The following is a 25380-nucleotide window of genomic DNA, read 5'->3' as shown; positions in this document are numbered from 1 at the left end:
TGACGTAGACCACCCCGCGGTGCACCACGTCGGGTACGTAGTCGCGGCGCGGGCGGGTCGGGGAGCACGACACCGAGTTGGGCAAGCTTTGCGCACGAGATCATGCGGGCTCCATGTGATGGACAGACCGTCGGGAGCCGACAGCCTACCATCCGGAAACCTGCGGTTTACTTGCCCAGGATGTTCTTCAACGCAGCGGTATGGCCGGCCGGGTCGTTTACGCTGGACATCACTTCGATGATGGTGATCTCCTGATCGTTCATCGTCATCAACGAGGCCATCAGTAGTTTCAGGCCGTTGAAATCGTCGGTGCCGTCCAAGCGGTACATCTTCAAGCCGTTCACCTGAATGGTCTTCTCGCTAGTCATGCGAAAGTTGGGTGACGCGGCCTGCTGCTTTTCGTTCAAGGTATCCACGGCAAGGCGAAACGCAGCGTCCGGGGTAGTGCCCGCAGTCGGCGCCGGACCTTCAGTAACGATGATGGCCCGCTCGCTTTTCGGATCGAAGTACATCGTGCCGCCGTTCTCGCTGTTCAAGGTTCGGGCCTCGACACCTTTCAGCACGAACTTCAGCTTGCCGCCTGCCAGGGACACCGATTGCGTGTCCGATGCCGCCGTAGCGGTTTTTTCAGGCTCGGCGGCAACTGCCATGGTGACCGCGCCGCTCAAGGCAGCAAGCACGCACAAGGAACGGGTCCAGCCCAACAGCAAATGTTTCGACATTGATAGCGCCTTTGTTTTCAGGCCGTCGAATACCAACGGCCAGTCGTGCGAACAGCCTAGCTTACTTGCCTGCTCACTTGCCCAGGATGTTGTTCACAGCCGCGGGTGACCGCGTCTGACTACCCGACAACCAGATACAGCCTCGAGCGCTGGGGCGCAAGAACTGGCTCTTTGCTGGGTCGCTACGCAGCGGGCGAGTGAGATTGCAGCGCTGCTACCGCATAAGTGGCGTCCGGCTTAGTCGTGCAAGACGGTTTGCCCGTGCGCTTACAAATAGTCCCCCTATTGCTGGTTCCAATGCATGGCGGTTGCTCAGAGGCAAGGGCGAGGGTCGTGGGACCTTTTGCGCTCCTTTCGCTCTCCAGAAAAGCGCGCGCCCACCGATTGAACTATTACTCCTGCTGACCCAATGCGGTTGTTACCCGAGGAGAAGACACAATGGAGAGTAAATCTGCTGTTGCGCCTACAGAAAATCACCTCAAGGAAATGCTGAGGTATTGGAAAGCAGCTGCGAGTCGTAGATCGCTCCCCGCCGGACCTTGCGCTTTTAACTCCAACCCTCCCCGAAGTGGCATGCTTACGTCACAGATGCCCCATACTTAAGCAACGTGCATTGCACAACCGGCCTCTAACACACCGTCCCTCGCCACTAAAGGCACAACTTTCAAAGGAATTGGATTGTCATGACTGCACTGGATACCGCTTTTCACAATCTGCATCAGAACGGACTGCTGGTCTTGGCCAATGTGGCCGATGCGGGCGGTGCGCGCATCGTCGAAAGCTTGGGCGGCAAGGCGGTAGCGACCAGCAGCGCGGCCATGGCCTGGTCCCACGGTTATCAGGATGGCAACAAGTTGCCTCTCGACCTCCTGAGCACCACCGTCAAGTCGATGGCACGGGTGCTCAGCGTACCGCTCACGGTGGATATCGAAGGCGGCTACTCCGATGACCTGGAGCAGGTCGGCCGAGTAATCAACACAGTCATCGCCGCCGGGGCGGTCGGGATCAACATCGAAGACGGCCTGGGCTCTCCAGAACTGCTTGTTCGCAAGATTGATGTCGCGAGAACGGTGGCAAACCAGGCGGGCGTCAAGCTGTTCATCAACGTACGGACCGACGTCTACCTGAAGAACCTTTTCCCCGCCGAACAACGCCTGGAGGAACTCCTGAAGCGCACCGCACTGTATGCCAGCGCCGGGGCGGACGGCCTGTTTGCCGCTGGCGTGGTCGATCCGAACGAAATTGCCACCCTCTGTCAGGAGACCAAACTACCCGTCAACCTGCTGTCCCGGGACGGACTGCCCTCCCCTGACGAATTGAAGCGCCTGGGCGTCAGACGACTCAGCGCGGGCTCCAGCATCGCCGAGTTTCTGCACGGTGCCATGGGAGCATTGGTCCGCAGCTTCCTGGACAATGGCCAACTCGACACCCAAACCTTGAAAGCCCACACATACGGCGAATTGAACGCTTTGATGGCGGTGAAAACCGAGTGATGCTGTCCTGCGGACGAGGGGCACAATTCGTTTACTCGCCCGATGGGCCAACGATTTTTCTGGCCATACCCCACCTAACCCGTGTGTTGCACTGATCGATTCCAGGGGCTGACGGGAAGGATTCAGGAGACCCACAGCGTATGGTTATTGGTTTCCGTCCCGACGGCCTACTTGCCCAGCCTGTACTGACCGAAATTATTGATGTGATCATCCAAATTATCCTCAAGCATCATCCGATACTGATCACAGAAATACTTCAGCAATGCCTCCCTCGCATCGGCCATTTCGGCACCGGAATTGAAGTTCTGCGCACTGGCCCATGCGTTGAAACGTGATGTGCCAAACATCATCGAGGCGCTGATCTCACCGAGGTTTCCATAGGTTTTAAGCTGTTCGTTTGACAACTCAATATGGGCGTCTGCGCGGTCATAGAAGGCGTGGTCCGTAGCGTCGGCCATGGTAAAGCTCCGGTAAGCAAATGAGGGGCGTCATTGGAACATAACCGCCGGCAGGATTGCAGATGCCTCAAGAGGTATTGATCGCTCATCAGTGCGAGCGTTGATCGTTTAAGCCCGATACCGGCCAGACATTGGCACCCCTTTCGCGGCCAACCCAAGCGGCCGAGTGGGCATTACTAATTTGGTGTTCACTGGTGTGGTCACCCGTTGCTGTGTCGAGCCAAACCTTACCTTCGCGGCTGAGCACTCCCCGGAAACGTTGATGTTGAAAGTCGATCTATCCCCATTCGCACAATTTTTGCGCATTGTGTGAAAGCTTAAAAGGGGACGTGCATGGCGGACAGTTGCATTGCGAAGTCTATGTTTAGGTATTAACAGATCAATACCAAGCACCACCCCGGCGCACTACGCACGAATCGATGCACAATCTACATAAGCAGCGGAAATTGGTTCAATGATCCACGAACCAATCATCTTTAATCCCCTGAACCAACCCGACGAACCCTTGCTTATCGGCCCCCGCCGCCGCTGCTCCTGAGTAATAGCTAAGCACATAGCGCTAATCCCGAGGCGAACCAATTTCAATTGGCATCGCGCTTGCACTTACCCTTTTGCCTCGATCTCCTGCCCACAGTCAGCTCGGAGCCGTTTTTTATACTCTGGCGCGAGTACCACGATGCAAAGGTTCGACCCTGACACACCCATCGACAACACTTCGAAACTAGCGCTGGATGCCTTGCGGCAGATGGTTGCGCAACATGCTGCCTTCCCGCACCGGGCATTGCCGACCGAGCGGGACCTGGCCGCCGATTTTGGCCTCAGTCGCCGGGCCATCCGGCGGGCGCTGGCGGTGCTGGAAGCCGAAGGGCAGATCTGGCGGCGTCAGGGCAAAGGAACCTTCGTCGGCCCTACTCCGCCCAGTGCGGCCATGAGCTTTGCCCGGTTATCCGGGCGGACTAACTTCAGCGAGGTTATGGAAGCGCGCCTGCATCTGGAGCCTGCACTGGCGTCCCTGGCGGCGGTTCGAGCCAACGGCGACCAGATAGCAATTTTGCGCCGCCTTGCCGAACGCACCAGACACCAACAGGCCGCCGAGCCTGCCGATGCCGAGGGCATTGAGCTGTGGGACAGCGCCCTGCATCGCGGGATCGCCGAGGCCGCAGGTAACCGCCTGATGCTGGATATCTTTGAAATGCTCGATGCGATCCGGCTCGACCCGGCCTGGCGTGACCTGCGTCAGCGGGCTCGCAACGCCGACCGCCTCGACGCCTACAGCCACGACCACAACGACATTGTCGACGCTATCGAAAACCGTGATCCGATCAAGGCCGCCACGGCCATGCGTGGCCATTTGCGCGCGCTGCAACAGGCGCTGGACAACGTCATCAATCAAGATCTGGAGGCAAGTTTATGAGCACCACAACTCAGGCCACCGACACGGTATTGAGTGTCAGCAACTTGACCGTGTGCTTTGCAGGCGCACCCGCCAATGTCGTGGACGGCGTCTCGTTCGCGGTCCAGCGCGGCAAGACCCTGGCCATCGTCGGAGAGTCCGGGTGTGGTAAAAGCGTTACGTCCATGGCGCTGATGGGCTTGCTGCCCGACACCGCCAAGATCGCCGCCCGTACGTCCGCCCTGCTCGATGAAGCCTTGCTGGGCATGCCCGACGAGCGCTTGCTGGATGTGCGCGGCAACCGCATGGCGATGATTTTCCAGGAGCCCATGACCTCCTTGAACCCGGTCTTCACCATTGGCGAGCAGATCGCCGAAAGCGTGATCCGCCATCAGGGGCTGTCGGCCAAGGACGCCCGTCAGCGCGCCCTGCAAATGCTCGAAAAGGTCCGCGTGCCTGACGCCGTTCAACGCCTGGACGCCTACCCCCATGAACTGTCCGGCGGCATGCGGCAGCGGGCAATGATTGCCATGGCCCTGGCCAACGATCCGGCGCTGATCATTGCCGACGAACCCACCACCGCCCTGGACGTGACCATTCAGGCGCAGATCCTGTCGCTGATCGCCAATCTGCAGGCTGAAACCGGCACGGCCATGATCCTGATCACCCATGATCTGGGCGTGGTCGCCGAGGTCGCTGACGACGTGATGGTGATGTACGCCGGGCGAGTGGTGGAAAGCGGTCCGGTAAAAACCCTGTTCGATGACCCGCAGCACCCGTACACCATCGGCCTGATGGGTTCGATGCCATCGATTGGCCCGCGTGAAGGTCGTCTGGCAACCATCAATGGTCGCGTCCCGACGCCTGCGCAAATGCCCACCGGTTGCCGATTCGCCGGGCGCTGCCCTTTTGTGATTCAGGCATGTCGCGAGGCGCGCCCGCCGCTGCTTGAGCTTTCCCCCGGACATTTCGCCGCGTGCATTCGTGCGCCACTGGAGCAGCATATGGGAGTCAGCGCGTGAGCCTTTCTGAACGCCAAATAGTTGAGCGTGCAAGCCCCGAGATCATTCTCGACGGCATCGACCTGAGCAAACACTTCGAGGTGGAAAGCGGCTTGTTCCAGCGCAAGAAGCCGCCGGTGCAAGCGGTCAATCAGGTCAATCTGTCGGTGCGCAAAGGGGAGACCCTGGCGCTGGTGGGCGAGTCCGGCTCGGGTAAATCAACCCTCGGCCGTCTGCTGCTCAACCTGCTCAAACCTACGGCGGGCGACGTCATTTATGAAGGCCGTAACCTGGCCAATCTGACCCCGGAGAAGCTGCGCCAGGTGCGGCGTAATTTGCAGATCATCTTTCAGGATCCGTTTGCCTCGCTCAATCCGCGCATGACTGTGGAATCCATCGTCGGTGAGCCTATCTGGCTGCACAGCGATGCCAGCCGCAGCGACCGCCAGGCCAAAGTCGCCGAGTTGCTGCGCACCGTGGGCTTGGCCCCCGAGCACGGCGGCCGCCACCCTCACGAGTTCTCCGGTGGCCAGCGTCAGCGCATCGGCATTGCGAGGGCCCTGGCGTCTAACCCGCGTTTGATTCTGGGTGACGAACCCGTGTCCGCGCTGGACGTTTCGGTGCAGGCGCAAGTCGTCAACCTGCTGGAAGACCTCAAGCATCAATTCGGTCTGACCCTGGTGATTGTCGCCCACGGCCTGGCCGTGATCCGCCACATGAGCGACCGGGTAGCCGTGATGTACTTGGGGGAAATCGTCGAACTGGCGCCGGTCAACGGCCTGTTTGAAAACCCTCTGCACCCTTACACCCAGGCGCTTATGGCCGCCGTGCCGGTCAGCCACCCGGACCTGCGCCGGCCGCGCCCATTGCTGGGCGGCGACATGCCGAGCCCGAGTCGCCCGCCATCGGGTTGCCGCTTCCACACCCGCTGCCCGCACGCCCGGGCGCTGTGCAAAGAAGTGGTGCCGGTGATGGAAACCGTCGAGGCCGAGCGTCAGGTGGCGTGCCACTTCTGGCGTGAAATCGCCCATGCCGGTGCAGGCACCCTGATTTTGCCGACACCCAGCGCTGCCTACACCCAGCGCCTGAATCTGTTCAAGAACCATCAATCCCTTGCAGTGGAGAGCCAGCCATGAAAATTGCACGCGTCATGACAGGAACCTTGTTATTGCTGGCCGCCAACGCCGCCTTTGCCGAATCCACCCTGCGCATCGGCATTCAGGACGATCCTGATGGGCTCGACCCGCATCGTTCGCGTACCTATTCGGGCCGTCTGGTCTATACCGCACTGTGCGACAAGCTGGTGGATGTGAACCCGGACCTGACCTACGTCCCACAACTGGCCACTGCCTGGAACTGGAGCGAAGACGGCAAGACCCTGACCATGACTCTGCGCGAAGGCGTGACTTACCACGACGGCGAAGCGTTCGATGCTGCCTCGGTGAAGTTCAACCTGGACCGCGCTCGCACCCTGCCCGACTCCCTGCGCAAGAGCGAGCTGGCCTCGGTGGACAGCGTTGAAGTGATCGACGCCAAAACCGTTGCCATCAAACTCAAGCAAGCGGACGCCACCCTGGTCTCCCAACTCTCGGACCGCGCCGGAATGATGCTTGCGCCGAAGGCCGCCCAGGGTGAGTTCGCCTCCAAACCGGTGTGCTCCGGCCCTTACAAATTCGTCCAGCGCGTGCAGCAGGATCGCATTGTGCTGGAGCGCTTCGACAACTACTGGAACAAGCAGGCTTATCACTTCGACAAGGTGATTTTCCTGCCGATTCCGGACACCTCGGTGCGTCTGGCCAACCTGCGTTCCGGCGACCTGGACATCATCGAACGGGTTGCCCCCACCGACGTGAAAACCGCCAAGGCGGACAGCAAGCTGGCGGTCTATAACACGCCAGGACTTGGCTACATGCAGTTGATGTTCAACATTAACAACGGCGAAAAGGCCAACTCGCCGATGGGCAAAGACAAGCGCGTGCGCAAGGCATTCGAGCTGTCCATCGACCGTGATGCGATCAACCAGGTGGTGTTCGAAGGCCTGTATGCGCCGAGCGCCCAGCCGTTTCCGAAAAACAGCCCGTACTACGACAAGGACCTGCCGATCCCGACCCGCGATGTGGAAAAGAGCAAGGCCTTGCTGGCCGAAGCAGGCGTGAAGCTGCCACTGGCAGTGGACCTGAAAGTCGCCAACAACCCTATCGCACAACAGGTCGGGCAGATCATTCAGGCCATGGCTGAAGAAGCGGGTTTCAAGGTCAATCTGATTGCCACTGAATACGCCACCATGCTGAGCGAACAGCAAAGCGGCAACTTCCAGATCGGCATGAGCGCCTGGTCGGGCCGTCCTGATCCGGATGGAGACATTCACCAGTTCGTGACCTGCAAGGGCGGCCAGAACGACGGCAAATACTGCAACGCCAAACTCGACGAGTTGTTGAACAAGGCCCGCACTGTCAACGATGTTGCCCAGCGCCAGGCCCTGTACAACGAAGCCCTGCGTTTGCTGGCTGACGAAGTGCCGACCGCGTACCTGTATTTCGATCCGCGCATCATGGCCATGCGTAACAACGTGACTGGTTTCGTGCCAAACCCGGATGGCCTGATTCGTCTGAACAACGTCGCGTTCAAGCCATGATTGTGAATGATCGCCGCAAAAACGAGGGGCCGGTATGCTGATGTTTATCCTGCGACGCCTGCTTAGTGCGATCCCGACACTGATCCTGGTTTCGCTCTTCGTCTTCACCCTGCAGAAACTGTTGCCGGGTGACCCGGTGCTGGCCATGGCTGGTGAAGAGCGCGATCCGGCGGTGATGGAATACCTGCGCGACAAATATCGACTCAACGACCCGATCCCCGTGCAGTACCTGAGCTGGGTCGGCAATGTGCTGACCGGCGACTTCGGCACTTCGCTGCGCACCGAACAACCGGTGACCACGCTGTTGGCGTCCAAGTTGCCGGTGACCGTGGAGCTGGCGGTGCTGGCCTTGTTGATCGCACTGCTGATCGGCATTCCCACTGGAATTATCTCGGCCGTACGCAAAGGCACCGTCGTGGATTACGGAGCCAATGTCATCGCGCTGTCGGGGATCTCGATTCCGCACTTCTGGCTGGGGATCCTGCTGATCATGGTCTTCGCCGTGAAACTGCAATGGCTGCCGGCCTCGGGTTTCGTGCCCATGGGCGAGGACTTCGGGCAAAACCTGAAGACCTTGATCCTGCCGGCCTTCGTGCTCGGTGCAGGGTTGTCGGGGATTCTCATGCGCCATACCCGCAGCGCCATGCTTGAAGTGTTGCGCACCGACTACGTGCGCACCGCCCGGGCCAAGGGCCTGCGCCCGCGCACGGTGATCCTCAAGCATGCCCTGCGCAATGCATTGATGCCTATTGTGACCCTGACAACCCTGCTGTTTGGTGAACTGCTCGGCGGCGCGGTGCTGACCGAGCAAGTCTTCAGCATACCTGGCTTCGGCAAGATGATTGTCGACGCCGTGTTCAATCGTGATTACGCCGTGGTGCAAGGCGTGGTGCTGTGCATCGCAATTGGCTTCCTGCTGCTGAACCTGCTCGCCGATGTGCTGTACCGGATGATTAATCCGCGTCTGAGGACTGCTTCATGACCGCTATTTCCAGCCTCCCCCATAGCGCGATCGCCCCCCGCAGCCGCTCGCCGTTCGTGAAGAAATTCCTCGCCAACAAAGGCGCGGTACTCGGCGCGGCGGTGTTGCTGCTGTTTGTCCTGGCGGCCTTGCTGGCGCCCTGGATTGCGCCCCATGACCCGCTGAAAGCCAACTTTCTCGCGGTCCGCAAGGCACCATCGCTGATCTACTGGATGGGTACTGACGAACTGGGTCGCGATCTGTTTTCCCGTCTGCTCTGGGGCGCACGCAGTTCGTTGCTGGCCGGTGGTGTTTCGGTGGTCATCGCCATGGCCATCGGCGTGCCTTTGGGCCTGTTGGGCGGTTATTTCGGCGGCAAACTCGACGCGGTGATATCCCGTGTCATGGAAGCGCTGTTGTCCTGCCCGTTTCTGGTATTGGCGATTGCGCTGGGCGCCTTCCTCGGCCCGAGCCTGACCAACGCAATGATCGCTATCGGCCTGTCAGCCATGCCGATCTTTGCCCGACTGACCCGTGGTCAGGTGCTGGCCATCAAACACGAAGATTACCTGGAAGGTGCTCGTGCCATTGGCTTGCCGGATCGCTGGATCATCCTGCGCTACGTGCTGCCCAACGTGATGTCGCCATTGGTTGTGCAAGCCACCTTGACCATCGCCTCGGCGATTCTGGCTGAAGCCAGTCTGTCGTTCCTCGGCCTGGGCCAGCAACCGCCCTCGCCTTCCTGGGGATCGATGCTCAACACCGCGAAAAACTTTATGGAGCAGGCACCCTGGATGTCGATTGCGCCTGGCGTGGCGATCTACATCACGGTCCTGTGTTTCAACCTGCTGGGGGATGGTTTGCGTGATGCGCTGGACCCCAAGGGCTAACTTTTTCTGCCAAAGAGAAACGCTAATGTTTGATGATCTGGATTACAGTCACCCCTACGCTTCGGCACGCTCGCCAGTGATGGGCAGTAACATGGTCGCCTGCTCCCAGCCATTGGCCGCCCAGGCCGGGCTGGATATGCTGCGCAAGGGCGGCAACGCCGTCGACGCGGCCATCGCAGCCGCCATGGTCCTGACCGTGGTCGAGCCCACCGGTTGCGGGATCGGCAGCGACGCTTTCGCTATCGTCTGGGACGGCAACAAGTTGCAGGGCCTGAATGCTTCCGGTCGCGCACCGCAAGCCTGGACCCCTGAGTTTTTCGCCGGGCAGAGCAAAATGCCCCAGCGCGGCTGGCCAGCGGTGACTGTGCCGGGCGCGGTTTCGGCCTGGGTCGAGCTGTCCGAGCGTTACGGAAAACTGCCTTTCGCCACCCTGGCTGAACCGGCCATCGGCTATGCTCGGGATGGCTACCAAGTCACCCCGATCATAGCCCAGCTGTGGAAGCTCGGCGCTGAACTGCTCAAGGATCAGCCGGGTTTTGCCGAGTGCTTCCTGCCCGACGGCCAAGCACCACAGGCTGGGGAGAAAATCCGGCTCAAGGATCACGCCCGCACCCTGGAGCTGATCGCCCAAACCAAAGGCAAAGCGTTCTATCGCGGCGAACTGGCCCAAGCCATCATCGCCCATGCCAACGCCAATGGCAGCGTCATGAGCCTCGACGATCTGGCGACCCACACTGTGGACTGGATCGACACCCTGTCGGTGCCCTACGCCGGCGCCGTGGTTCATGAATTGCCACCTAATGGCCAGGGCATCGCTACCCTGTCCGGCCTGACTATGCTCGAAGCATTGGGCGTCGGCGAGCATCCAGTGGACAGCCTGGAAACCGTGCACCCAGTGTTGGAAGCCATGAAGCTGGCCCTTGCCGACCTGAACGAACACGTGGCGGATAACGACCACATGCGCGTGCCTTCCGAGCATCTGCTGGACAAAACCTACCTGATGGAGCGCGCCGGTCTCGTCACCGACAAGGCCGCCAATCCGGGGCATGGCTCGCCTAAACCGGGCGGCACCGTTTACCTGTCGGCGGCCGATGAAAGCGGCATGATGATCTCGTTCATCCAGTCCAATTACATGGGCTTCGGCTCAGGTGTCGTGGTGCCTGGCACCGGTATCAGCCTGCAAAACCGTGGCGCGGCCTTCTCCTTGGATCCGCAGCACGTCAACTACGTTACACCGCGCAAACGTCCGTTCCACACCATCATCCCCGGCTTTGTGATGAACGCCGACGGCACGCCGTTGATGTCCTTCGGCCTGATGGGCGGCCCGATGCAGGCACAGGGTCACTTGCAGATGATGATGCGCATCCTGCGCTACAAACAGAACCCGCAAGCCGCCGCAGACGCACCGCGCTGGAGGCTCGAATCTGGCCTGAAAGTCGTAGTGGAACGTGCATTCGACCCACAGGTGGTCGAAGCCTTACGTGCCAAAGGCCACGACATAGATGTCGAAGAACCTAACGGCGTATTCGCCTTTGGCGGCGCGCAGATTATCCAGCGCACTACTCATGGTTATGTGGGTGGCACTGATCCCCGGAAGGATGGTCTGGTGGCCGCGTACTGAAATACGAAGATCCTACGCGTAACTTAGTTGCGCGTAGGATTACTCTCTTAAACCGCTAACTCTCATCCCACCGCAAGCTATTGCCAACATGCTTTCTCACTTGGGACTCAGAACTGTGGCGAGCTTGCATTGGATATTGCAGCTAACCACCTTAAGGCGCTGTCGCAGCACTTGCCCGCCGTATTCGGTAGAGTTCGTACCCATAGAAAGCAGGAGCGCGCGATGCTTAAGCGGTACGAAATCTCCGATACAGCCTGAGAGTTGGTTGCTGATCTTTTTGAACAGCCTCGGCGCAGAGGCCGAGGACCGATGATGCTTAATGGGGTGCTCTAGATGCTTTGCTCAGGTGCTGTGACGCGACATGCCCGAACGTGCCAGTACGCGCCGTTCATGGCAACTTAGCGGATTTCATGATCCAGAACGGACCGTTGAAAAACCTGTCATTCCGCCTGCGCCAGGTGACCTATCGCAACTCGTTCAGTGGCGACGTCGACGACGTCAGGTTCATCACTCAGTACCCGATTAACCTGTAAGACGAAAGGCCCGGGGGCAGTCACCTCCGGGTTCCTTTCATTTTTCCCGTGCGCGCTTGATGTCTCTCGAGGGAGGCGCTCCAAAGCGCCGGGCATATTCGCGGCTGAATTGGGCGACGCTTTCATAACCTACTCGCAACGCGGCGGTGCTCACGTCTATCCGCTCGGTCAACATCAGGCTACGCGCGGCTTGCAGCCGTAGCGATTTTTGATACTGAATGGGGCTTGTGCCTGTCAGCTTGCGAAAGCGGTGATGCAGCGTGGAGCTGGCCATGCCTGATCGTTCGGCGAGGTCGGCCACCTGCAACGGTTTATCGTAGTGATATTTTAGCCATTCAACGGCTCTCACGATGCCCTTATCCCGGTAACCATCGCGAGTGACGCTACGCAACAAATCCCCCGCTTCACTGAGCAGCAGCCTGCCGTATATCTCCCGCTTGATAAGGCCCGACATCAAGCCTGCTTCAAGCGGCCGTTCGATCAGCGTGGCGAGTCGAGCGAACGCATCGAGCATCTCGCTCGTCGCCACCCCGGATACGAAGCCCCGCGCCTCAGTAGCCATTTCCTGCTTTGGCGGTTCGAGGGTCAGGATCACTTCATTGAGCAGGGAAAAATCGAGCTTCAACACAACGGATAAATAGGGCGTTTGCTCGTTAGCCGCGGTAACGCGAGCCAGTGTGGGAATATCGACCGATGTGACGAAAAACGCCCCTTGCCCGAAATCACAGGCTTCCTCGCCGAACGAGATCTCCTTCGCCCCCTGCAGAATGATGGCCACGCAAGGCTCATAAATGCAGTACGTGGGCGTACCTAGCTCGGCTATTCGATAAAAGCTCAAGCCTGGAATCGACGTTTCGCAAACCTCGCTCAAGCCAATCTGCAGGGTGACTTTTTCGATAAGCCGTTGGAGCGCCTGGAAGCGTTCGGTGAACTGCACGGGATCGCGCAAGGTCAGGGAATGCACACGGCTGAAACCGAACTGCGAGAAGGAACCGCTCGTCATCACATGCCCCCCAATCTACGGAAGGTTCGAGTCTGCTGAGAATGCGTGACCAGCACAAGAGCATCGGCAGGATTGTGCAAAAGATATGGCGCATTAGGGTCACCCGGCCAACCCTCGTTGTTCTAACTTTTACGCGTACCGGCTTCGATGATCCCGTGAAACCTTGGTCGCGAAAGGAAAGTTGGATGGACAGACGAGATTTTCTTACCTATTCGGCAGTGGGTACTGTTGCAGCCGCTTTGCTGCCCGCATCGAGCATCGCAAGTTCGCTGGCTACGGCCCCGGTGCCCTCTTCGCTGAAGGAGCCTGGAAGCGTGATGCGTACCGAAGGACGGATCGTGCGCGCAGACCTGCCCGTCAATTTACCCTCGCATACAATGAGGTACATGACGCCTCAACGCTTTGGCATGGGCGGGACGCAGATCGGCAATATCTTTGCGCCGATCAGCGACGAGCAGGCGGGTTCGGTTCTGCAGGCAGCTTGGGAGGCAGGTGTAAGGCTTTACGACACCTCGCCGTTCTACGGGTTTGGCTTGAGTGAATATCGTCTAGGCCGCTTCCTGCGCGGCAAGAATCCAGACGACTATGTGGTGTCCACCAAGGTCGGCCGCATATTGACGGCCGCTGGTGGCCAGCGCGCGGACCATGCTATCTGGAAGTCGCCGGCGCCCTTCAACTACCGATATGACTACACCGCGGCAGGCGCGCGTCGTTCCGTGGAAGACAGCCTGCAGCGGCTGGGGCTGCCGCGTATCGATATCGTCTTTATCCATGACATCTCGCCAGATAACACCGAACTGGAAGGCGGTTGGGAAACGGCGTATCGAATTGCGCGCACAGGGGCGATGGTTGAGCTGGAAAAAATGCGCGATGAGGGGCTCATCAAGGCATGGGGCTTCGGAGTCAATACGCCGAATGCCGTGGTTCAGGCAGTAGCCGGTTATGACCCGACTCCCGACATCGTGTTGCTTGCCTGCCAGTATTCCCTCCTTGACCACGGCGAGGCGTTGCGCAACACCTTTCCGGCGTTGAGCAGGAAGGGAACCAGCGCCGTGGTTGGAACACCACTGAACGATGGATTTCTGGGGGGACGCAGCCGCTATAACTTCAGTCCGGATCTGCCTGCCGGAGCGGTGGAAAAGCGCGCGCGAATCATGGCGGTTGCCAGCCGACATGGCATCGACATTCATACTGCCGCCCTGCAGTTCGCGGCAGCACATCCGCAAGTGTCTGCGATCATTCCAGGTGCCCGCTCGCCGGGACAGATCGTTTCCAATGTGCAGGCGATGAAGGTCGGTATCCCAGCAGCCTTTTGGGAAGAGCTGAAGAGCCAGAGCTTGATCGATGCTCAAGCACCGGTTCCTTCCTAAGGGTCTACGCCCGTGCTACCTGCTGATGTGAGGCTATCGTCGCTAGCCTCATTGAACCCATCCTCAGCGAAGCAGATAGCAGTCAGCCTTACTAGAGCTTTACCGAAGCACGTTTGAAAGACTTATCGCGGCAATCACTTATACCCATAACGTTGAGAATTAAAGGACCTTATTCTCCAGTAAACAAACTGCGCACGCGTTCAAACAAGAACGCGGGCCTAAGGTCGTAATAAATGAACATACGAACGTCTCTCATGATTGTCGGCGGCCTACTTGCGTTCTCCAGCAGTGGTCACTTATTCGCGGACACACTTGCGTTTAGCGTTCCATTGCCTGAGCCATTCCCGCAGATAAAGGTTCTGACGGTTCTTATAGGCATACATCTGCTCGGCATGTGCTTCGGTCTCGGCGGGGCGACGATGCTCGACCTCTGGATTTTGCGTTGGATGCGCAGGGGCAGCCTCCCCGTTGAAATCGGACGCACTTTTCACTTCATCAGCGACGCGGTCACTCTTGGACTATGCCTCCTGTGGCTCTCAGGCCTTGGTTTCCTTGCCCTTTACGCGATAGAGTCACCGGGAAAGTTTGAAAATCCTAAACTCTGGGCGAAGGTCATTGTGGTGAGCGTCCTGACCCTAAATGGAATCATCATTCACGCGTTTGTGTTGCCAGAAGTACTACGCGACATGAGTCGGCCCCTGCTCTTTGGCGTGTCCCGCAAAAAAGCAGCCTTGTTTCTCGCCTCCGGTGCAGTTTCGGGTGTGTCTTGGTACACGGCTTTTGCCTTCGGCATTTTTCGTGAGTTAAATAATAGTGTCACACTCTCTCTGTTGGTCATTATGTGGCTTACGTTGATAGTGGCCGCCGCGCTTGCAGCCATTTTACTTTATACCTTCCTGAAGCCGTTGTTAGAAGTTAGAACCCACTGGAAGGCAGATGGCGATTTAGGTGAACTTTAATTCGTTAGTTCGATGATGCTAGCGCCGGACCACTGCTTGCGGATCTGGCGTACGTGCTCCCAGTTCAAGTGGCCGCGGTCAGTGAAGTCACGCACAACATTTGGACATCGGCAGTTGTCGACCAAGTCGAAAAAGGCGAGTCTCGTACAGCGTCTTGCCCACTCGATAAACCAGCAGTTCATCATCTCGGGTGAATCGCGGCGATGTTTGCTGACGCAGCGCTTCGTTGCGAGTTCGGTCAATCGCAACTCCAGCCGAGTGCTATAGCGGCAGCACGCACCCAGTCGCTGAGCATGATGGGCCAGTTCAGGGCTGCGAATCAGGGTCGATAGCGGCCCTTGGTGACTGGCAACTACCCGCGACGAACGTCGATCAAGAATCGGATGGATCAGCGCGATTTAAACGCAGACATGTCCAGAAGCAACATGGTGAGCAAGCGACTCGAGCCGACACTCAGTTGCCTTCCCAACCGGCTGATCAAATGCACTCGCGGGCTGGCAAAAATTTCGTTGTGCAGAGCCAGAGTACAAAGGCGACCGGCCTCCACCTCTTCGTCCACCACGAACGTGGGCAGGAGCGTCACTCCGCCTTGCATGGAGTAACGCTTGAGCATGGCGATGGTGTTGCAGGTCAAGGTCGGATTTAGCATGACACCCAACTGATGCTCAGCGAGCGTGAGAATCTGTCTGATGCCAAAGGAGACTCCTGGCAACGCCAGTCGGTACGAGTCCAATCCTTCAAGCGGAATCGGGCTTTTGGTTTGGGCCAAAGGGTGCTGTGGATTAACGATCACGCGGACCGGCTGCGGTTGGGAGGCGTGGGTGCGTATTTTCGGATCAGCCGCCGGGTTGAATACCAAGCCTAAATGCGCTTCATCCTCTACGACCTGCCGTATGACTTCGTTACTACCGCATACATTCACCTGAATCTCGACCTTTGGGTAGAGCGCTGAGAAGTTGCTCAGCGGGCCTGCCAATCCATCGATGAATCCTTCTCCCACCGCCAGCACCACGGATCCGCTCTGAAGCCCTCGCAACGCCTGCAGGGAATCAAGCAACAACTCTTGATGCGTCAGACGCTGGCGGTAATAGCCCAGTACGCGGTCACCGGCCTCGGTAGGTTTTACACCCCGCCGATGCCGCTCCAGCAGTGGCGCACCGAGTTCCTGCTCGAGCTGGCTTATCTGCCGGCTTACGGCGGACGGCGCGACGTTCAGGAAATCAGCCGCAGCTCGCACGCTGCCAAGTCTTACGGCCTCGAAGAAATAAAGGATTCGACGATCCTGCACCAAGCTCATACATCTCCTGTGTTGCGCTAAAGGCAACAAAATTTCGAATTTGTGAATATTGCTGGAGCTTCCGCAGCCTGTCCATACTCGATCCATCAGCAACAGGAGATGGATATGAGCCCCCTTTGGCAGCGCCTTCGCGATCAAGCCCACCAACTGACCGAGCGCAACCCGGCACTACGCGACTATGCGACAAGCCACCTGCTGGCCTATTCCACCTTCGAGGCTGCGCTCGCCGCGAACCTTGCACGTCAGCTGCAAGCGCAAGCCAGCAACGTGGCATTGGAAAGCTGGTTCAAGTCGATCATCGCCGCCACCCCCTCCATCGCGCAGGCCGCCGCCGCCGATATCAACCATTTGGAAGTCGTCAATCCTGCCTGCCTGGACCACCTCACGGCTTTCCTCACGTTCCGTGGCATCCAGGCTGTTCAGGCTTATCGCATTGCCCATGTGCTATGGACTGAGGGTGACGTACAAAGCGCCGTGCTTGTGCAGAACTGGGCAGCAAACACCTGGGCTATCGATATCCATCCGGCCGCGCGCCTGGGCAGATCCCTATTTGTCGATCACGGCATTGGCCTCGTCATTGGCGAAACCGCCGTAGTCGAGGATGAGGTCAGCCTGTGGCACGGGGTGACGCTGGGCAGCACGCTCAACGAAGCCGGCGACCGACACCCGAAAATCCGTCGAGGCGCACTGATTTGCGCGGGAGCGACCGTGCTCGGAAACATCGAAGTTGGCACCAACGCGATCGTGGCGGCCAACTCGGTAGTGCTCAAATCCGTGGCCGCTGGAACGGTTGTCGCCGGGACTCCGGCCAAGGTTGTCGGCAATACCCCAACGTCTCTCGCCACCTTCACAACAAAATCCCAAGGCTAACCAGGAGCCACCACCATGACAGCCGTTGCTCAATTTCCGCAGGGTATCGATCACCCCCTGGTCACCGTGCGAAATCACGCCGAGGCTTTGGAGCTTTATCGCAGGATGGGATTCGCGCCTTCCCCGGTCAGCTATCACCCGTGGGGAAGCGTGACGTCCTTGATGATGTTCCCCAGCAACTTCATTGAGCTGATTGGTGTCGATGACCCGTCCAAGTTCGGTACCAACTCGGTGAACGGCTTCTGCTTCGGACGCCAGTTGGGTCAGTTCCTTGACCGCGGCGAGGAAGGTGTCTCGTTGGTGGCGCTGCACAGCAAGGACGCCGATGCCGATCATGGGCGGATGGTCGAGGCTGGACTCGACAGCCAGGGGCGTATTGATTTCCGCCGCAGAATGACCCTCCCCGATGGTCGCCACGATGAAGCGGTGGTGTCGCTGGCGCTCTTTATCGACCCAGCACTGCCCGACGCCTCCAACTTTATCTGCCATCAACACCGTCCTGAGCTGATCTGGGTTCCAGGCTGGCAGAACCATCCAAATGGCGCGGGCGGGATTCTCGCCATCACCTATCTGGCAGACCCCAAGCTGCTTGAACCTCGCTGGCGCGCCATCTATGGCGATGCGGTGAAATATAAAGGCGCCGTCCTGGAAGCAGATACCCAATGCGGTGTGTTGCGTGCCATCGACGCTACGACAGCGGCCCAGGAGTTTCCAGGCATGGACCTGCCCAAGAGGGCTCAGCAATCCCCTCACGCTATTTCCATTCGCCTGCACACAAAAAGCCTCATGACATTGCGGTCGATCCTCGAACACAACGAAGTTCCCCATCGTGACCTTCCCGGTAGGGTCTTCGTTGAGCCGCAAGCGGCCGGCAACGTCATCCTCGAATTCGTACAGAACTATTAACTGAGACTGTTCAAATGACTATGAAAGTTGGCGTCATTGGTTTGGGTAACATGGGCGGTGGCATGGCCGCAACGCTCGCTGGCAAAGGCTTTGATGTGAGTGGCTTCGATCTTTCTGAAGCGGCGCTCGCCCAGGCTAAAGAGAAAGGCGTCAAACCGATCACTGACCGTAAACAGCTGATCAGAGAATCGGATGTTTTGATCCTGTCCCTGCCTAAAGCTGAACATGTGGAAGCGGTGTGCCTGGGTCAGGGTGGAATTATCGAGTTCGGCCGTGAAGGCCTAATCGTGGTGGACACCACCACCTCCACCCCCGAAGCCAGCCGCAAGGTCGCCGCTGCACTGGCAAGAATGGGTATCGCCTTCATCGATGCACCAGTCTCCGGCGGGCCCAAGGGTGCCGCTACCGGGACCATGTCGATGGTCATCGGCGCAGAGGATGCGGATCTGGCTCGCGCCATGCCGGTACTGGAAGGCATGAGCGGTACGCGCGTTCATGTGGGTAAATGTGGCGCTGGCAACGTGGCAAAAATCGCCAACAACATGCTCGCCGCGTGTCACTTGATCAGCACCGCGGAAGCCGTCTCGATGGCCGCTAAAGCAGGTGTGGAACCTGAAAAGCTGTTGCAAGGGTTGAACGCAGGTTCGGGCCGCAGTGGCGCTACCCAGGTCATGTTCCCTAACTGGGTCCTGAACAAGGCGTATGACTCGGGTTTCACCATGGGTTTGATGCGCAAAGACGTTGGGCTTGCCAGTGACCTGGCCGACAGCCTGGATCTCGACCTTCCCCTGTCCAGGATCGTCGCCCTGCTTTGGGAAGCCAGCAGCGAATCGCTGCCAGATAACGAAGACTTCTGCGCGATTGTCCAGCGCACCGACGCCAAACTTTATGGCCGTGAGAATAATCAATGAGCACTCAAAAAATCCTTGAACTGATGCGCCCATTCTGGGGTGATCGCAGTGTGGTCGGCAGCTTCGTCGGTGGCGAGTTCATCGATGGTCACGGCTCCACGGTAGAAGTACGAAATGCTCACGATGACAGCGTGTTGCTTACCTTCCCCGATGCTGATGAGACGTTGATTGCACAGACCGACAAAGTGGCAAAGGCAGCACAGGCCCAATGGTGGGCGCTCACTGCCCAAGCGCGTGGCCGTGCGATGTATCAGGTCGGCACGCTTATTCGCGAAAACACAGACAGCCTCGCACAGATCGAATCGTTGACGGGCAACAAGCCCATTCGTGACGCCAAGGTCGAGGTGTCCAAGGTCGCGGAAATGTTCGAATACTACGCAGGTTGGGCAGACAAACTGCACGGCGAAGTCATTCCTGTTCCGACCTCGCATCTAAACTACGTGACTTACGAGCCACTGGGCACTGTCCTGCAAATTACGCCCTGGAACGCTCCGATCTTTACATGCGGCTGGCAGATCGCACCGGCCATCGCCGCGGGCAATGCGGTCATCCTCAAACCCTCTGAGCTGACCGCCTTGTCCTCGCTCGTGGTCGGCGTATTGATCGAGCGTGCCGGTGTCCCCAAGGGCCTGGTCAATATCATCGCAGGCTTTGGTCACACCATCGGCCAAGGCTTTATCGCCAAGGCTGACATCCGCAAAGTTGTCTTTGTGGGCTCGCCAGCAACAGGCCGACACATCGCCGTCGCAGCCGCGCAGCGTTGCATCCCTGCGGTGCTGGAATTGGGTGGAAAATCGGCAAACATCGTGTTCGAGGATGCCGATCTTGACGTCGCATTGCGCGGCGCTCAAGCAGCAATTTTCTCCGGTGCTGGCCAGAGTTGTGTATCAGGCTCTCGCTTGCTGGTCCAGGAGTCGATTTTTGGAAAATTCACCCAAGCCCTTGCCCGGGCAGCCACGAACTTCAAGGTCGGCGATCCGAGCGATCCTGAAACGCAGATAGGCCCGATCAACAACGCCAAACAGTACAACCATGTGAAAACCATGGTCGAAGGCGCGTTGAAAGATGGCGCGAAACTGGTCGGCCAAGATGCAGATCCCATTCCGGACAAGCCTGGGTACTACATCAACCCAACCGTATTGGCCGGAACGAACGACCTGTACTGCGCACAGGAGGAGATCTTCGGGCCGGTGGTGGTCGCCATCCCGTTCAAAGACGAAGCCGATGCAATCCGCATCGCCAACGACAGTCGCTTCGGGTTGGCCGGCGGTGTATGGACGAGAGATGTCGGTCGTGCACACCGAGTGGCCAAGCAAGTCCGCGCGGGGACCTTCTGGATCAACGGCTACAAGACTATTCACGTCAGCTCACCGTTCGGCGGCTACGGCGAGAGCGGCTATGGTCGTTCCTCCGGGCTGGACGCTCTTCGCGAATACAGCGAAGTGAAAAGTGTTTGGGTCGAAACCGCTGCTAAACCTGCCGCCAGCTTCGGCTACGGCGCGAGCCTGGAGTAAGCACCATGTCGATCTCCAAAGCCTTGATAGAAGACGCCATTACCTGGCGCCGTGGTTTTCACGCAACCCCCGAGCTCGGCTACAACGAACTGCAGACCTCTGACCGTGTTGCACAGCTTCTTGAAAGCTTTGGAGTCGAAGTCCATCGCGGGTTGGGCGGTACCGGCGTGATCGGCACCTTGAGCAATGGCCAGGGCCCTACCATCGGCATTCGAGCCGACATGGACGCCCTGCCCATCCAGGAGCTGGGGCACTGTAGCCACAAATCGACTCATCAAGGCTGCATGCATGCCTGTGGGCATGATGGGCATACGGCAATTCTGCTGGCCACCGCTCGCCATCTAAGTGAAACCCGGCATTTCAGCGGAACCGTCCACTTTGTTTTTCAACCCGCCGAGGAAGGTCTCGCGGGGGCAAAAAAAATGATCGATGACGGACTGTTCAAGCAATTTCCCATGGATGCCATCTACGGTCTGCACAACTGGCCGGGCGCCCCGGCTGGGCACGTGGTGATCAATCCCGGTCCCATGATGGCGTCTCTGGACACCTTTGAAATCACCCTGACAGGCAAAGGCTGTCACGCCGCTATGCCGGACAAAGGGGCGGACCCCATCATTGCCGCGGCGCAGCTGATCCTCGCCTTGCAGACGATCCCCTCTCGGCGGCTATCCCCGCTCGACAGTGCGGTGATCAGTATCACCCAAATCAACGCAGGCGAAGCGATCAATGTCATTCCTGAAACGGCGGTGATCAAGGGAACAGTACGCTGCTTGCAGTCTCCGGTTCGCGACAAGGTCCAAGCGCTGATAGGTCAGTTCGTAGAACAGTTACCGGTGACCTTCGACGTCAAGGGACAGTTGACGTACCACGTTGGTTATCCCGTCACGGAAAACCATCCGCAAGCAGCCTCAATGGTTCGCCGGGCGGCGGTTGCGGCTGTGGGCGAGTCAAAAGTCCAGTGGGGATGTAATCCTTCAATGGCCTCGGAAGACTTCTCTTTCATGCTCCAGGCCTGCCCCGGTGCTTACTTGTGGATGGGGGTCGATGGAGAGAAACCGTCAGCCGCGTTGCATAACCCTTACTACGACTTTAACGATCAGGTCATTGAGCCTGGTGTAGCTGTTTGGACCCAATTGGTAGAGCAATCACTACCGTTAACCTGATGGAACGTTGCCGTCCCACCGTAAACCGGCACTCAAAGCCGAAACAACAAGAAGAAGACAACCATGCCGAATAATAAAAAGAAATACAGTCCTTGCTGGGTGCCCTGACGCCCTGCTCTTGTTTCTGCCCTCCAGATTTTGATGTTGAACGCTACGCCAGAACACCAGGCCGACGGCCTGGCTGCGTGCGGATTTAGCAACTTACCCGCCCCAAACACGAGAGCATCATAATGAAACAAGAAAAAAAGCTGTTGAAATTGGCCTCAACCGTAGCGTGCCTAACCCTCGGCACCGTGTTTGCAATCAATGCCCATGCGGGTGCTACGCTTGATAACGTTAAAAAGAAAGGGTTCGTACAATGCGGCATCAGCGACGGCCTTCCGGGGTTTTCATATGCGGATGCCAAAGGTGAATTTCATGGGTTCGACGTCGATGTCTGTCGTGCCGTGGCAGCAGCCGTTTTCGGCGACGCAAAGAAGGTCAAGTACACTCAGTTGACCGCCAAGGAGCGCTTTACCGCACTGCAATCGGGAGAAGTCGACATGCTCTCTCGAAGCACTACCTGGACGTCGTCCCGAGATGGAGCCATGGGCATCCAGTTCACCAACGTCGCTTATTATGACGGCCAGGGTTTCCTGGTAAATAAAAAGCTCGGCGTCAAAAGCGCGAGGGAACTGGATGGCGCCACCTTCTGCATCCAGGCCGGTACGGTTACCGAGCTGAATCTGTCGGACTACTTCCGTAGCAACGGCATGAAGTACACCCCCATCACATTTGATACGTCTGATGAGAGTTTCAAGGCACTGGAGTCAGGACGTTGTGATGTTCTGACCACGGATCAATCGCAGCTTTACGGCCAGCGCCTTAAACTCGCAACCCCTGATGACTTCGCGGTTCTTCCCGACGTGATTTCAAAAGAGCCATTGACCCCTGCGGTACGCAGAGGCGATGAAGACTGGTTCACCGTGGTGCGCTGGTCGCTCGCCGCGATGCTCAATGCCGAGGAGTTGGGCATTACCTCGAAGAACGTCGCCGACATGGTCAAATCTTCCAAGAATCCCGACATCGCGCGGTTACTCGGAACGGAAGGTGCACTCGGCAAAGACCTGAACTTGCCCAATGACTGGGCGGCGAAAATTATTGCCCAGGTCGGCAACTACGGCGAATCCTTTGAACGCAATCTGGGGACGGGTAGTGACATGAAGATTAAACGCGGGCTGAACGCATTGTGGAGCCAAGGCGGCCTCCAATACGCTCCACCTGTACGCTGACCTTGACTTGCCCGGTAGTTAATTCTCTGCCGGGCATTGCCCCTTCGCCTGACTGATTTCGATCAATGGCCGACGATCATCGGTAGACAGTTTAATTATGCAGTAACCATGGCGGGAGAAGCCGGCGTGTCCATGCAATCAAGCTGACTCGTTCTGCTGGTATGCAGCAGAGCGAGTGCTTGAATGTCGCGGTTCAGCCTTTTTCTCTTCCCACTTGGCAATCACCAGCGGTGCAAGTGCGTTACCCAGAACGTTCAGCGCAGTGGTAGGCACGTCCATCAAGCGGTACACACCCGCGATAAATGCAATCCCCTCCAACGGATCCTGTAAGGGCCTCTCTCGGCGTTGACCATTCGCTGCGAGGCCATATTTGCCGAAGCCGGTGTGGATTTCGATCGAGTTTACGGAAGCAACAGCCTATTTGCGCTGAAGGGACTTGTCTGTGCCGGCTTAGGGACGAGCGGCATGCCCAAGGAGCTTTTCCAGTCAGAAATCGATTCAGGAAAACTGGAGGTACTCATAACAGATCCTCCAGCACCATCGGTCAAATGCTACGCAGCATTCATGCGGCAGAATCACGCGGCGTTAGGCTACGCGATCGCTGATTTGGCGAAGAAATGTTGTTGAGGTCCAATAGCAGCCGACGTTGCTGCGTTAGAAAAGCGCCAGGGCTGCGCGCGGCGCCAGGCAGCACCACGCCATGCCTAGCGGATGCTACTAATGGAAAAATTCTGCGATCATCACCGCTCCCATGAAAGTCCCGAGGTTGGCCAGGAACGACACCAGCACGATCCTCCAACCCAAACGGCGGAAAGCCGGGATATCTTTCGCAATCGAGAGCCCTGCGAAGGTCAGCATCGGAGTGATGACGGCCAGGATGTTGATCGAGCTGGCAAGGCGAGCAATCTCCGTAGCCCAGGGGCAGAGCGGAGAGGTCATGAACATCGCCACCAGCGAGACGATGCATACAGCAGGAATCTTGCGGCGCAGCAGGCTACATACCCCCTCACCGACAAATGCTGCAAACAACATGAGTGCCACGCCCACGAACGCGTCCCCCGACAGCGTCTTGTAGCCCACGTAGTTGGCGATCAGTGCCAGCGCGCAGGCAGCCAACCACGCGCTGACCTTGCCAAGCCAACCCAGCTCGACAGTCTCAAGTGAGACCTCATCATGCATCGGCCCATGCTGAGCAGTAGACGCCTTGGTGGTCCGCCCAATCATCGGCTCAAGGACGCGGTAACCCCACACGGCCAAAGGCAGCGAAATGAATAGCGTGAAATAGGTGCCGATCGTCGTGGTGATCAAGTTAGACGCTGCTGCCAGCGTCATGACTTCCTTGGCCACCTCGGGGGTTTGCTGGGCAGCGATGGCACCTGCTGCCGCTGCCATCATGCTGCCTGAGCCGATACCCGAGCCCATGGCCAGGGAGTTCGGGTGGAAGATGCCCAGGCTGGTGACGAAGCCGGCAACGATGGCGATGAACAACGCCCCGAACAGCGTACCGGTCAGGTACTCAGCGAGCACGCCACGCCCTTCGGGCGAGTCCATGCCGTAGCGTTCGCCAATGATTGCGAGGCTTGGCTCACGCCCTACGGAGAACGTCGCACCTACCGCCTCTCGCTTGATCCCAAGCAGCAGGGCCACCGGCAAACCTAAGAGCACCGTGCCGACGAAGTGGCCGAACTCCTGAAAGACCAGGGCCCAACCGGACGCAAACACCACCGGCAGAGACCCGCCCACCACCAAGCCGAGCTTGGCGATGAAAATCAACAGAGCCGGCTGCAGAATTGAGGCGGAACGCACCTGAGCGCGGGTATCGATACCAATCGTTCCGGGCATGCGCTTGCTGGCAATCCCTACGGCAGCGCCGAGCAGCAAGGCCCATACCATAGGAAGAAGCACGACCTTCCCGGGGCCCAAGGGAATGCTGACCGAACCGATCAGTTCGGCACACAGGAGAATAACGGCAGCCCAGATATAAAGTTTTGTTGTAGCGGACACGGCTCGGTTATCACCGAGCGTCACGGTTTGGGTATATTGCATGTTATTCCCCTCGCCTGCTGATGGCCGTGGCGGCCGAATCAAGAGTTATTGTGTTTTCAGGGGGTGTCGACGACACCCAGGGCAGATGCAAATCGATCTAGTCGATAATTAAACGTAAAGCCGGCTTTGTGTTGCAGCGCGAGGTCTATGCGAGACCCACTAGCTCGCTGTACTGCGGCGAGATAAGGAATCACTTATTTTTTAATACCAGACTCACTAGCCTGCCTCGAGTATGTCGCCCGTATAACGTCCAACCAATACCAAGAATTTTGTTTATCGTTGCCGCAGAGTGAACGCTCAAAAGACCAACGCTGGCATGATCACGGGTCGCGGCACTACAGGAAGCTGCGAAACACTACGTGG

23 protein-coding genes and 1 pseudogene are annotated in these 25380 nt (G+C 58.3%); 18 read left to right on the top strand and 6 right to left on the bottom strand.

Annotation, left to right across the window (positions count from 1 at the left end):
* Positions 1–167: 167 nt before the first annotated feature.
* Positions 168–722 (bottom strand): DcrB/PsbP domain-containing protein, encoded by a 555-nt coding sequence (locus BLT00_RS01580; RefSeq protein WP_092142563.1) that lies wholly within the window; start codon positions 720–722, stop codon positions 168–170.
* 683 nt (positions 723–1405) lie between these two features.
* Between BLT00_RS01580 and BLT00_RS01575 the strand changes: the two genes are divergently transcribed.
* Positions 1406–2215, top strand: a complete 810-nt coding sequence (locus BLT00_RS01575) for an isocitrate lyase/PEP mutase family protein (RefSeq protein WP_092142566.1) — start codon at positions 1406–1408, stop codon at positions 2213–2215.
* 167 nt (positions 2216–2382) lie between these two features.
* Here the strand turns inward: BLT00_RS01575 and BLT00_RS01570 are convergent, their stop codons facing one another.
* Positions 2383–2673 (bottom strand): DUF3144 domain-containing protein, encoded by a 291-nt coding sequence (locus BLT00_RS01570; protein WP_092142569.1) that lies wholly within the window; start codon positions 2671–2673, stop codon positions 2383–2385.
* Positions 2674–3349: 676 nt separating this feature from the next.
* On the opposite strand from BLT00_RS01570, the gene BLT00_RS01565 reads away from it, so the two are divergent.
* From BLT00_RS01565 to BLT00_RS30665, 8 genes are all read left to right on the top strand, one after another.
* Positions 3350–4087 (top strand): FadR/GntR family transcriptional regulator, encoded by a 738-nt coding sequence (locus BLT00_RS01565; protein WP_092142572.1) that lies wholly within the window; start codon positions 3350–3352, stop codon positions 4085–4087.
* Positions 4084–5088 carry an ABC transporter ATP-binding protein gene (locus BLT00_RS01560; protein ID WP_092142575.1) on the top strand — a complete coding sequence of 335 codons (1005 nt, stop codon included), beginning with the start codon at positions 4084–4086 and terminating at the stop codon, positions 5086–5088. The genes BLT00_RS01565 and BLT00_RS01560 overlap by 4 nt, the downstream gene beginning before the upstream one ends.
* Entirely contained in the window at positions 5085–6203 is a 1119-nt protein-coding gene (locus BLT00_RS01555; protein WP_092142578.1) for an ABC transporter ATP-binding protein, read from the top strand. Before BLT00_RS01560 ends, BLT00_RS01555 begins: the two co-directional genes overlap by 4 nt.
* On the top strand, positions 6200–7702 hold the full coding sequence (locus BLT00_RS01550; protein WP_092142581.1) for an ABC transporter substrate-binding protein: 1503 nt from the start codon (positions 6200–6202) through the stop codon (positions 7700–7702). Before BLT00_RS01555 ends, BLT00_RS01550 begins: the two co-directional genes overlap by 4 nt.
* Positions 7703–7736: 34 nt before the next feature.
* Positions 7737–8684, top strand: coding sequence for an ABC transporter permease (locus tag BLT00_RS01545; protein ID WP_092142584.1), 948 nt, complete (start codon positions 7737–7739; stop codon positions 8682–8684).
* A complete protein-coding gene (locus tag BLT00_RS01540; RefSeq protein ID WP_092142587.1) occupies positions 8681–9553 on the top strand; it encodes an ABC transporter permease in 873 nt (290 codons plus the stop codon). Before BLT00_RS01545 ends, BLT00_RS01540 begins: the two co-directional genes overlap by 4 nt.
* A 25-nt stretch (positions 9554–9578) precedes the next feature.
* Positions 9579–11174 (top strand): gamma-glutamyltransferase family protein, encoded by a 1596-nt coding sequence (locus tag BLT00_RS01535; RefSeq protein ID WP_175456202.1) that lies wholly within the window; start codon positions 9579–9581, stop codon positions 11172–11174.
* Positions 11175–11584: 410 nt separating this feature from the next.
* The gene (locus BLT00_RS30665) at positions 11585–11707 is read left to right on the top strand and encodes an OprD family outer membrane porin (protein ID WP_139197636.1); all 123 of its coding nucleotides are present in this window, start codon (positions 11585–11587) and stop codon (positions 11705–11707) included.
* A gap of 37 nt (positions 11708–11744) precedes the next feature.
* Here the strand turns inward: BLT00_RS30665 and BLT00_RS01530 are convergent, their stop codons facing one another.
* Complete coding sequence (locus BLT00_RS01530) at positions 11745–12710, bottom strand: AraC family transcriptional regulator (RefSeq protein WP_170867274.1); 966 nt, start codon at positions 12708–12710, stop codon at positions 11745–11747.
* A gap of 185 nt (positions 12711–12895) precedes the next feature.
* Here BLT00_RS01530 and BLT00_RS01525 point away from each other — a divergent pair, with 185 nt between their 5' ends.
* Both BLT00_RS01525 and BLT00_RS01520 read left to right on the top strand, forming a co-directional pair.
* A complete protein-coding gene (locus tag BLT00_RS01525) occupies positions 12896–14080 on the top strand; it encodes an aldo/keto reductase (protein ID WP_092142593.1) in 1185 nt (394 codons plus the stop codon).
* 233 nt (positions 14081–14313) lie between these two features.
* The gene (locus BLT00_RS01520; RefSeq protein WP_170862002.1) at positions 14314–15039 is read left to right on the top strand and encodes a hypothetical protein; all 726 of its coding nucleotides are present in this window, start codon (positions 14314–14316) and stop codon (positions 15037–15039) included.
* A gap of 388 nt (positions 15040–15427) precedes the next feature.
* On the opposite strand, the gene BLT00_RS01510 is transcribed toward BLT00_RS01520, so the two are convergent.
* Complete coding sequence (locus BLT00_RS01510) at positions 15428–16336, bottom strand: LysR family transcriptional regulator (protein ID WP_092142596.1); 909 nt, start codon at positions 16334–16336, stop codon at positions 15428–15430.
* Positions 16337–16441: 105 nt separating this feature from the next.
* On the opposite strand from BLT00_RS01510, the gene epsC reads away from it, so the two are divergent.
* The 6 genes from epsC (at position 16442) to BLT00_RS01480 (ending at position 22971) form a co-directional block, all read left to right on the top strand.
* Positions 16442–17206 (top strand): serine O-acetyltransferase EpsC, encoded by a 765-nt coding sequence (epsC, locus tag BLT00_RS01505; protein ID WP_092142599.1) that lies wholly within the window; start codon positions 16442–16444, stop codon positions 17204–17206.
* Positions 17207–17221: 15 nt separating this feature from the next.
* On the top strand, positions 17222–18112 hold the full coding sequence (locus tag BLT00_RS01500) for a VOC family protein (RefSeq protein ID WP_092142601.1): 891 nt from the start codon (positions 17222–17224) through the stop codon (positions 18110–18112).
* A 14-nt stretch (positions 18113–18126) separates the two neighbouring features.
* The gene (locus BLT00_RS01495) at positions 18127–19023 is read left to right on the top strand and encodes an NAD(P)-dependent oxidoreductase (protein ID WP_092142604.1); all 897 of its coding nucleotides are present in this window, start codon (positions 18127–18129) and stop codon (positions 19021–19023) included.
* Positions 19020–20537, top strand: coding sequence for an aldehyde dehydrogenase family protein (locus BLT00_RS01490; RefSeq protein ID WP_092142607.1), 1518 nt, complete (start codon positions 19020–19022; stop codon positions 20535–20537). The genes BLT00_RS01495 and BLT00_RS01490 overlap by 4 nt, the downstream gene beginning before the upstream one ends.
* Before the next feature lie 5 nt (positions 20538–20542).
* Positions 20543–21700, top strand: a complete 1158-nt coding sequence (locus BLT00_RS01485) for a M20 aminoacylase family protein (RefSeq protein WP_092142610.1) — start codon at positions 20543–20545, stop codon at positions 21698–21700.
* Between the two features lie 230 nt (positions 21701–21930).
* Positions 21931–22971 carry an amino acid ABC transporter substrate-binding protein gene (locus BLT00_RS01480; protein WP_092142613.1) on the top strand — a complete coding sequence of 347 codons (1041 nt, stop codon included), beginning with the start codon at positions 21931–21933 and terminating at the stop codon, positions 22969–22971.
* A gap of 138 nt (positions 22972–23109) precedes the next feature.
* Here the strand turns inward: BLT00_RS01480 and BLT00_RS01475 are convergent.
* A pseudogene (locus BLT00_RS01475) lies at positions 23110–23292 on the bottom strand (cation:dicarboxylate symporter family transporter); the annotation flags it as partial.
* Positions 23293–23316: 24 nt separating this feature from the next.
* Between BLT00_RS01475 and BLT00_RS32375 the strand changes: the two are divergent.
* Positions 23317–23598: a LysR substrate-binding domain-containing protein gene (locus BLT00_RS32375; RefSeq protein WP_092142616.1), complete on the top strand. Its 282-nt coding sequence runs from the start codon at positions 23317–23319 to the stop codon at positions 23596–23598.
* A 90-nt stretch (positions 23599–23688) separates the two neighbouring features.
* Here BLT00_RS32375 and BLT00_RS01465 read toward each other — a convergent pair whose 3' ends face one another.
* Positions 23689–25017 carry a DUF3100 domain-containing protein gene (locus BLT00_RS01465; protein ID WP_092142619.1) on the bottom strand — a complete coding sequence of 443 codons (1329 nt, stop codon included), beginning with the start codon at positions 25015–25017 and terminating at the stop codon, positions 23689–23691.
* Positions 25018–25380 lie beyond the last annotated feature (363 nt).

This window comes from Pseudomonas sp. NFACC51 (genome assembly GCF_900103575.1).
Classification (GTDB): domain Bacteria; phylum Pseudomonadota; class Gammaproteobacteria; order Pseudomonadales; family Pseudomonadaceae; genus Aquipseudomonas; species Aquipseudomonas fluorescens_Q.
The sequence above is the reverse complement of the archived record's forward strand: the minus strand, read 5'-3'. Positions and strand labels throughout refer to the sequence as shown.

Coding starts and splice junctions, on each gene's coding strand:
- BLT00_RS01580 (WP_092142563.1), bottom strand. CDS start 722: ATGTCGAAACATTTGCTGTTGGGCTGGACCCGTTCCTTGTGCGTGCTT.
- BLT00_RS01575 (WP_092142566.1), top strand. CDS start 1,406: ATGACTGCACTGGATACCGCTTTTCACAATCTGCATCAGAACGGACTG.
- BLT00_RS01570 (WP_092142569.1), bottom strand. CDS start 2,673: ATGGCCGACGCTACGGACCACGCCTTCTATGACCGCGCAGACGCCCAT.
- BLT00_RS01565 (WP_092142572.1), top strand. CDS start 3,350: ATGCAAAGGTTCGACCCTGACACACCCATCGACAACACTTCGAAACTA.
- BLT00_RS01560 (WP_092142575.1), top strand. CDS start 4,084: ATGAGCACCACAACTCAGGCCACCGACACGGTATTGAGTGTCAGCAAC.
- BLT00_RS01550 (WP_092142581.1), top strand. CDS start 6,200: ATGAAAATTGCACGCGTCATGACAGGAACCTTGTTATTGCTGGCCGCC.
- BLT00_RS01545 (WP_092142584.1), top strand. CDS start 7,737: ATGCTGATGTTTATCCTGCGACGCCTGCTTAGTGCGATCCCGACACTG.
- BLT00_RS01540 (WP_092142587.1), top strand. CDS start 8,681: ATGACCGCTATTTCCAGCCTCCCCCATAGCGCGATCGCCCCCCGCAGC.
- BLT00_RS01535 (WP_175456202.1), top strand. CDS start 9,579: ATGTTTGATGATCTGGATTACAGTCACCCCTACGCTTCGGCACGCTCG.
- BLT00_RS30665 (WP_139197636.1), top strand. CDS start 11,585: ATGATCCAGAACGGACCGTTGAAAAACCTGTCATTCCGCCTGCGCCAG.
- BLT00_RS01530 (WP_170867274.1), bottom strand. CDS start 12,710: ATGACGAGCGGTTCCTTCTCGCAGTTCGGTTTCAGCCGTGTGCATTCC.
- BLT00_RS01525 (WP_092142593.1), top strand. CDS start 12,896: ATGGACAGACGAGATTTTCTTACCTATTCGGCAGTGGGTACTGTTGCA.
- BLT00_RS01520 (WP_170862002.1), top strand. CDS start 14,314: ATGAACATACGAACGTCTCTCATGATTGTCGGCGGCCTACTTGCGTTC.
- BLT00_RS01510 (WP_092142596.1), bottom strand. CDS start 16,336: ATGAGCTTGGTGCAGGATCGTCGAATCCTTTATTTCTTCGAGGCCGTA.
- epsC (WP_092142599.1), top strand. CDS start 16,442: ATGAGCCCCCTTTGGCAGCGCCTTCGCGATCAAGCCCACCAACTGACC.
- BLT00_RS01500 (WP_092142601.1), top strand. CDS start 17,222: ATGACAGCCGTTGCTCAATTTCCGCAGGGTATCGATCACCCCCTGGTC.
- BLT00_RS01495 (WP_092142604.1), top strand. CDS start 18,127: ATGACTATGAAAGTTGGCGTCATTGGTTTGGGTAACATGGGCGGTGGC.
- BLT00_RS01490 (WP_092142607.1), top strand. CDS start 19,020: ATGAGCACTCAAAAAATCCTTGAACTGATGCGCCCATTCTGGGGTGAT.
- BLT00_RS01485 (WP_092142610.1), top strand. CDS start 20,543: ATGTCGATCTCCAAAGCCTTGATAGAAGACGCCATTACCTGGCGCCGT.
- BLT00_RS01480 (WP_092142613.1), top strand. CDS start 21,931: ATGAAACAAGAAAAAAAGCTGTTGAAATTGGCCTCAACCGTAGCGTGC.
- BLT00_RS01465 (WP_092142619.1), bottom strand. CDS start 25,017: ATGCAATATACCCAAACCGTGACGCTCGGTGATAACCGAGCCGTGTCC.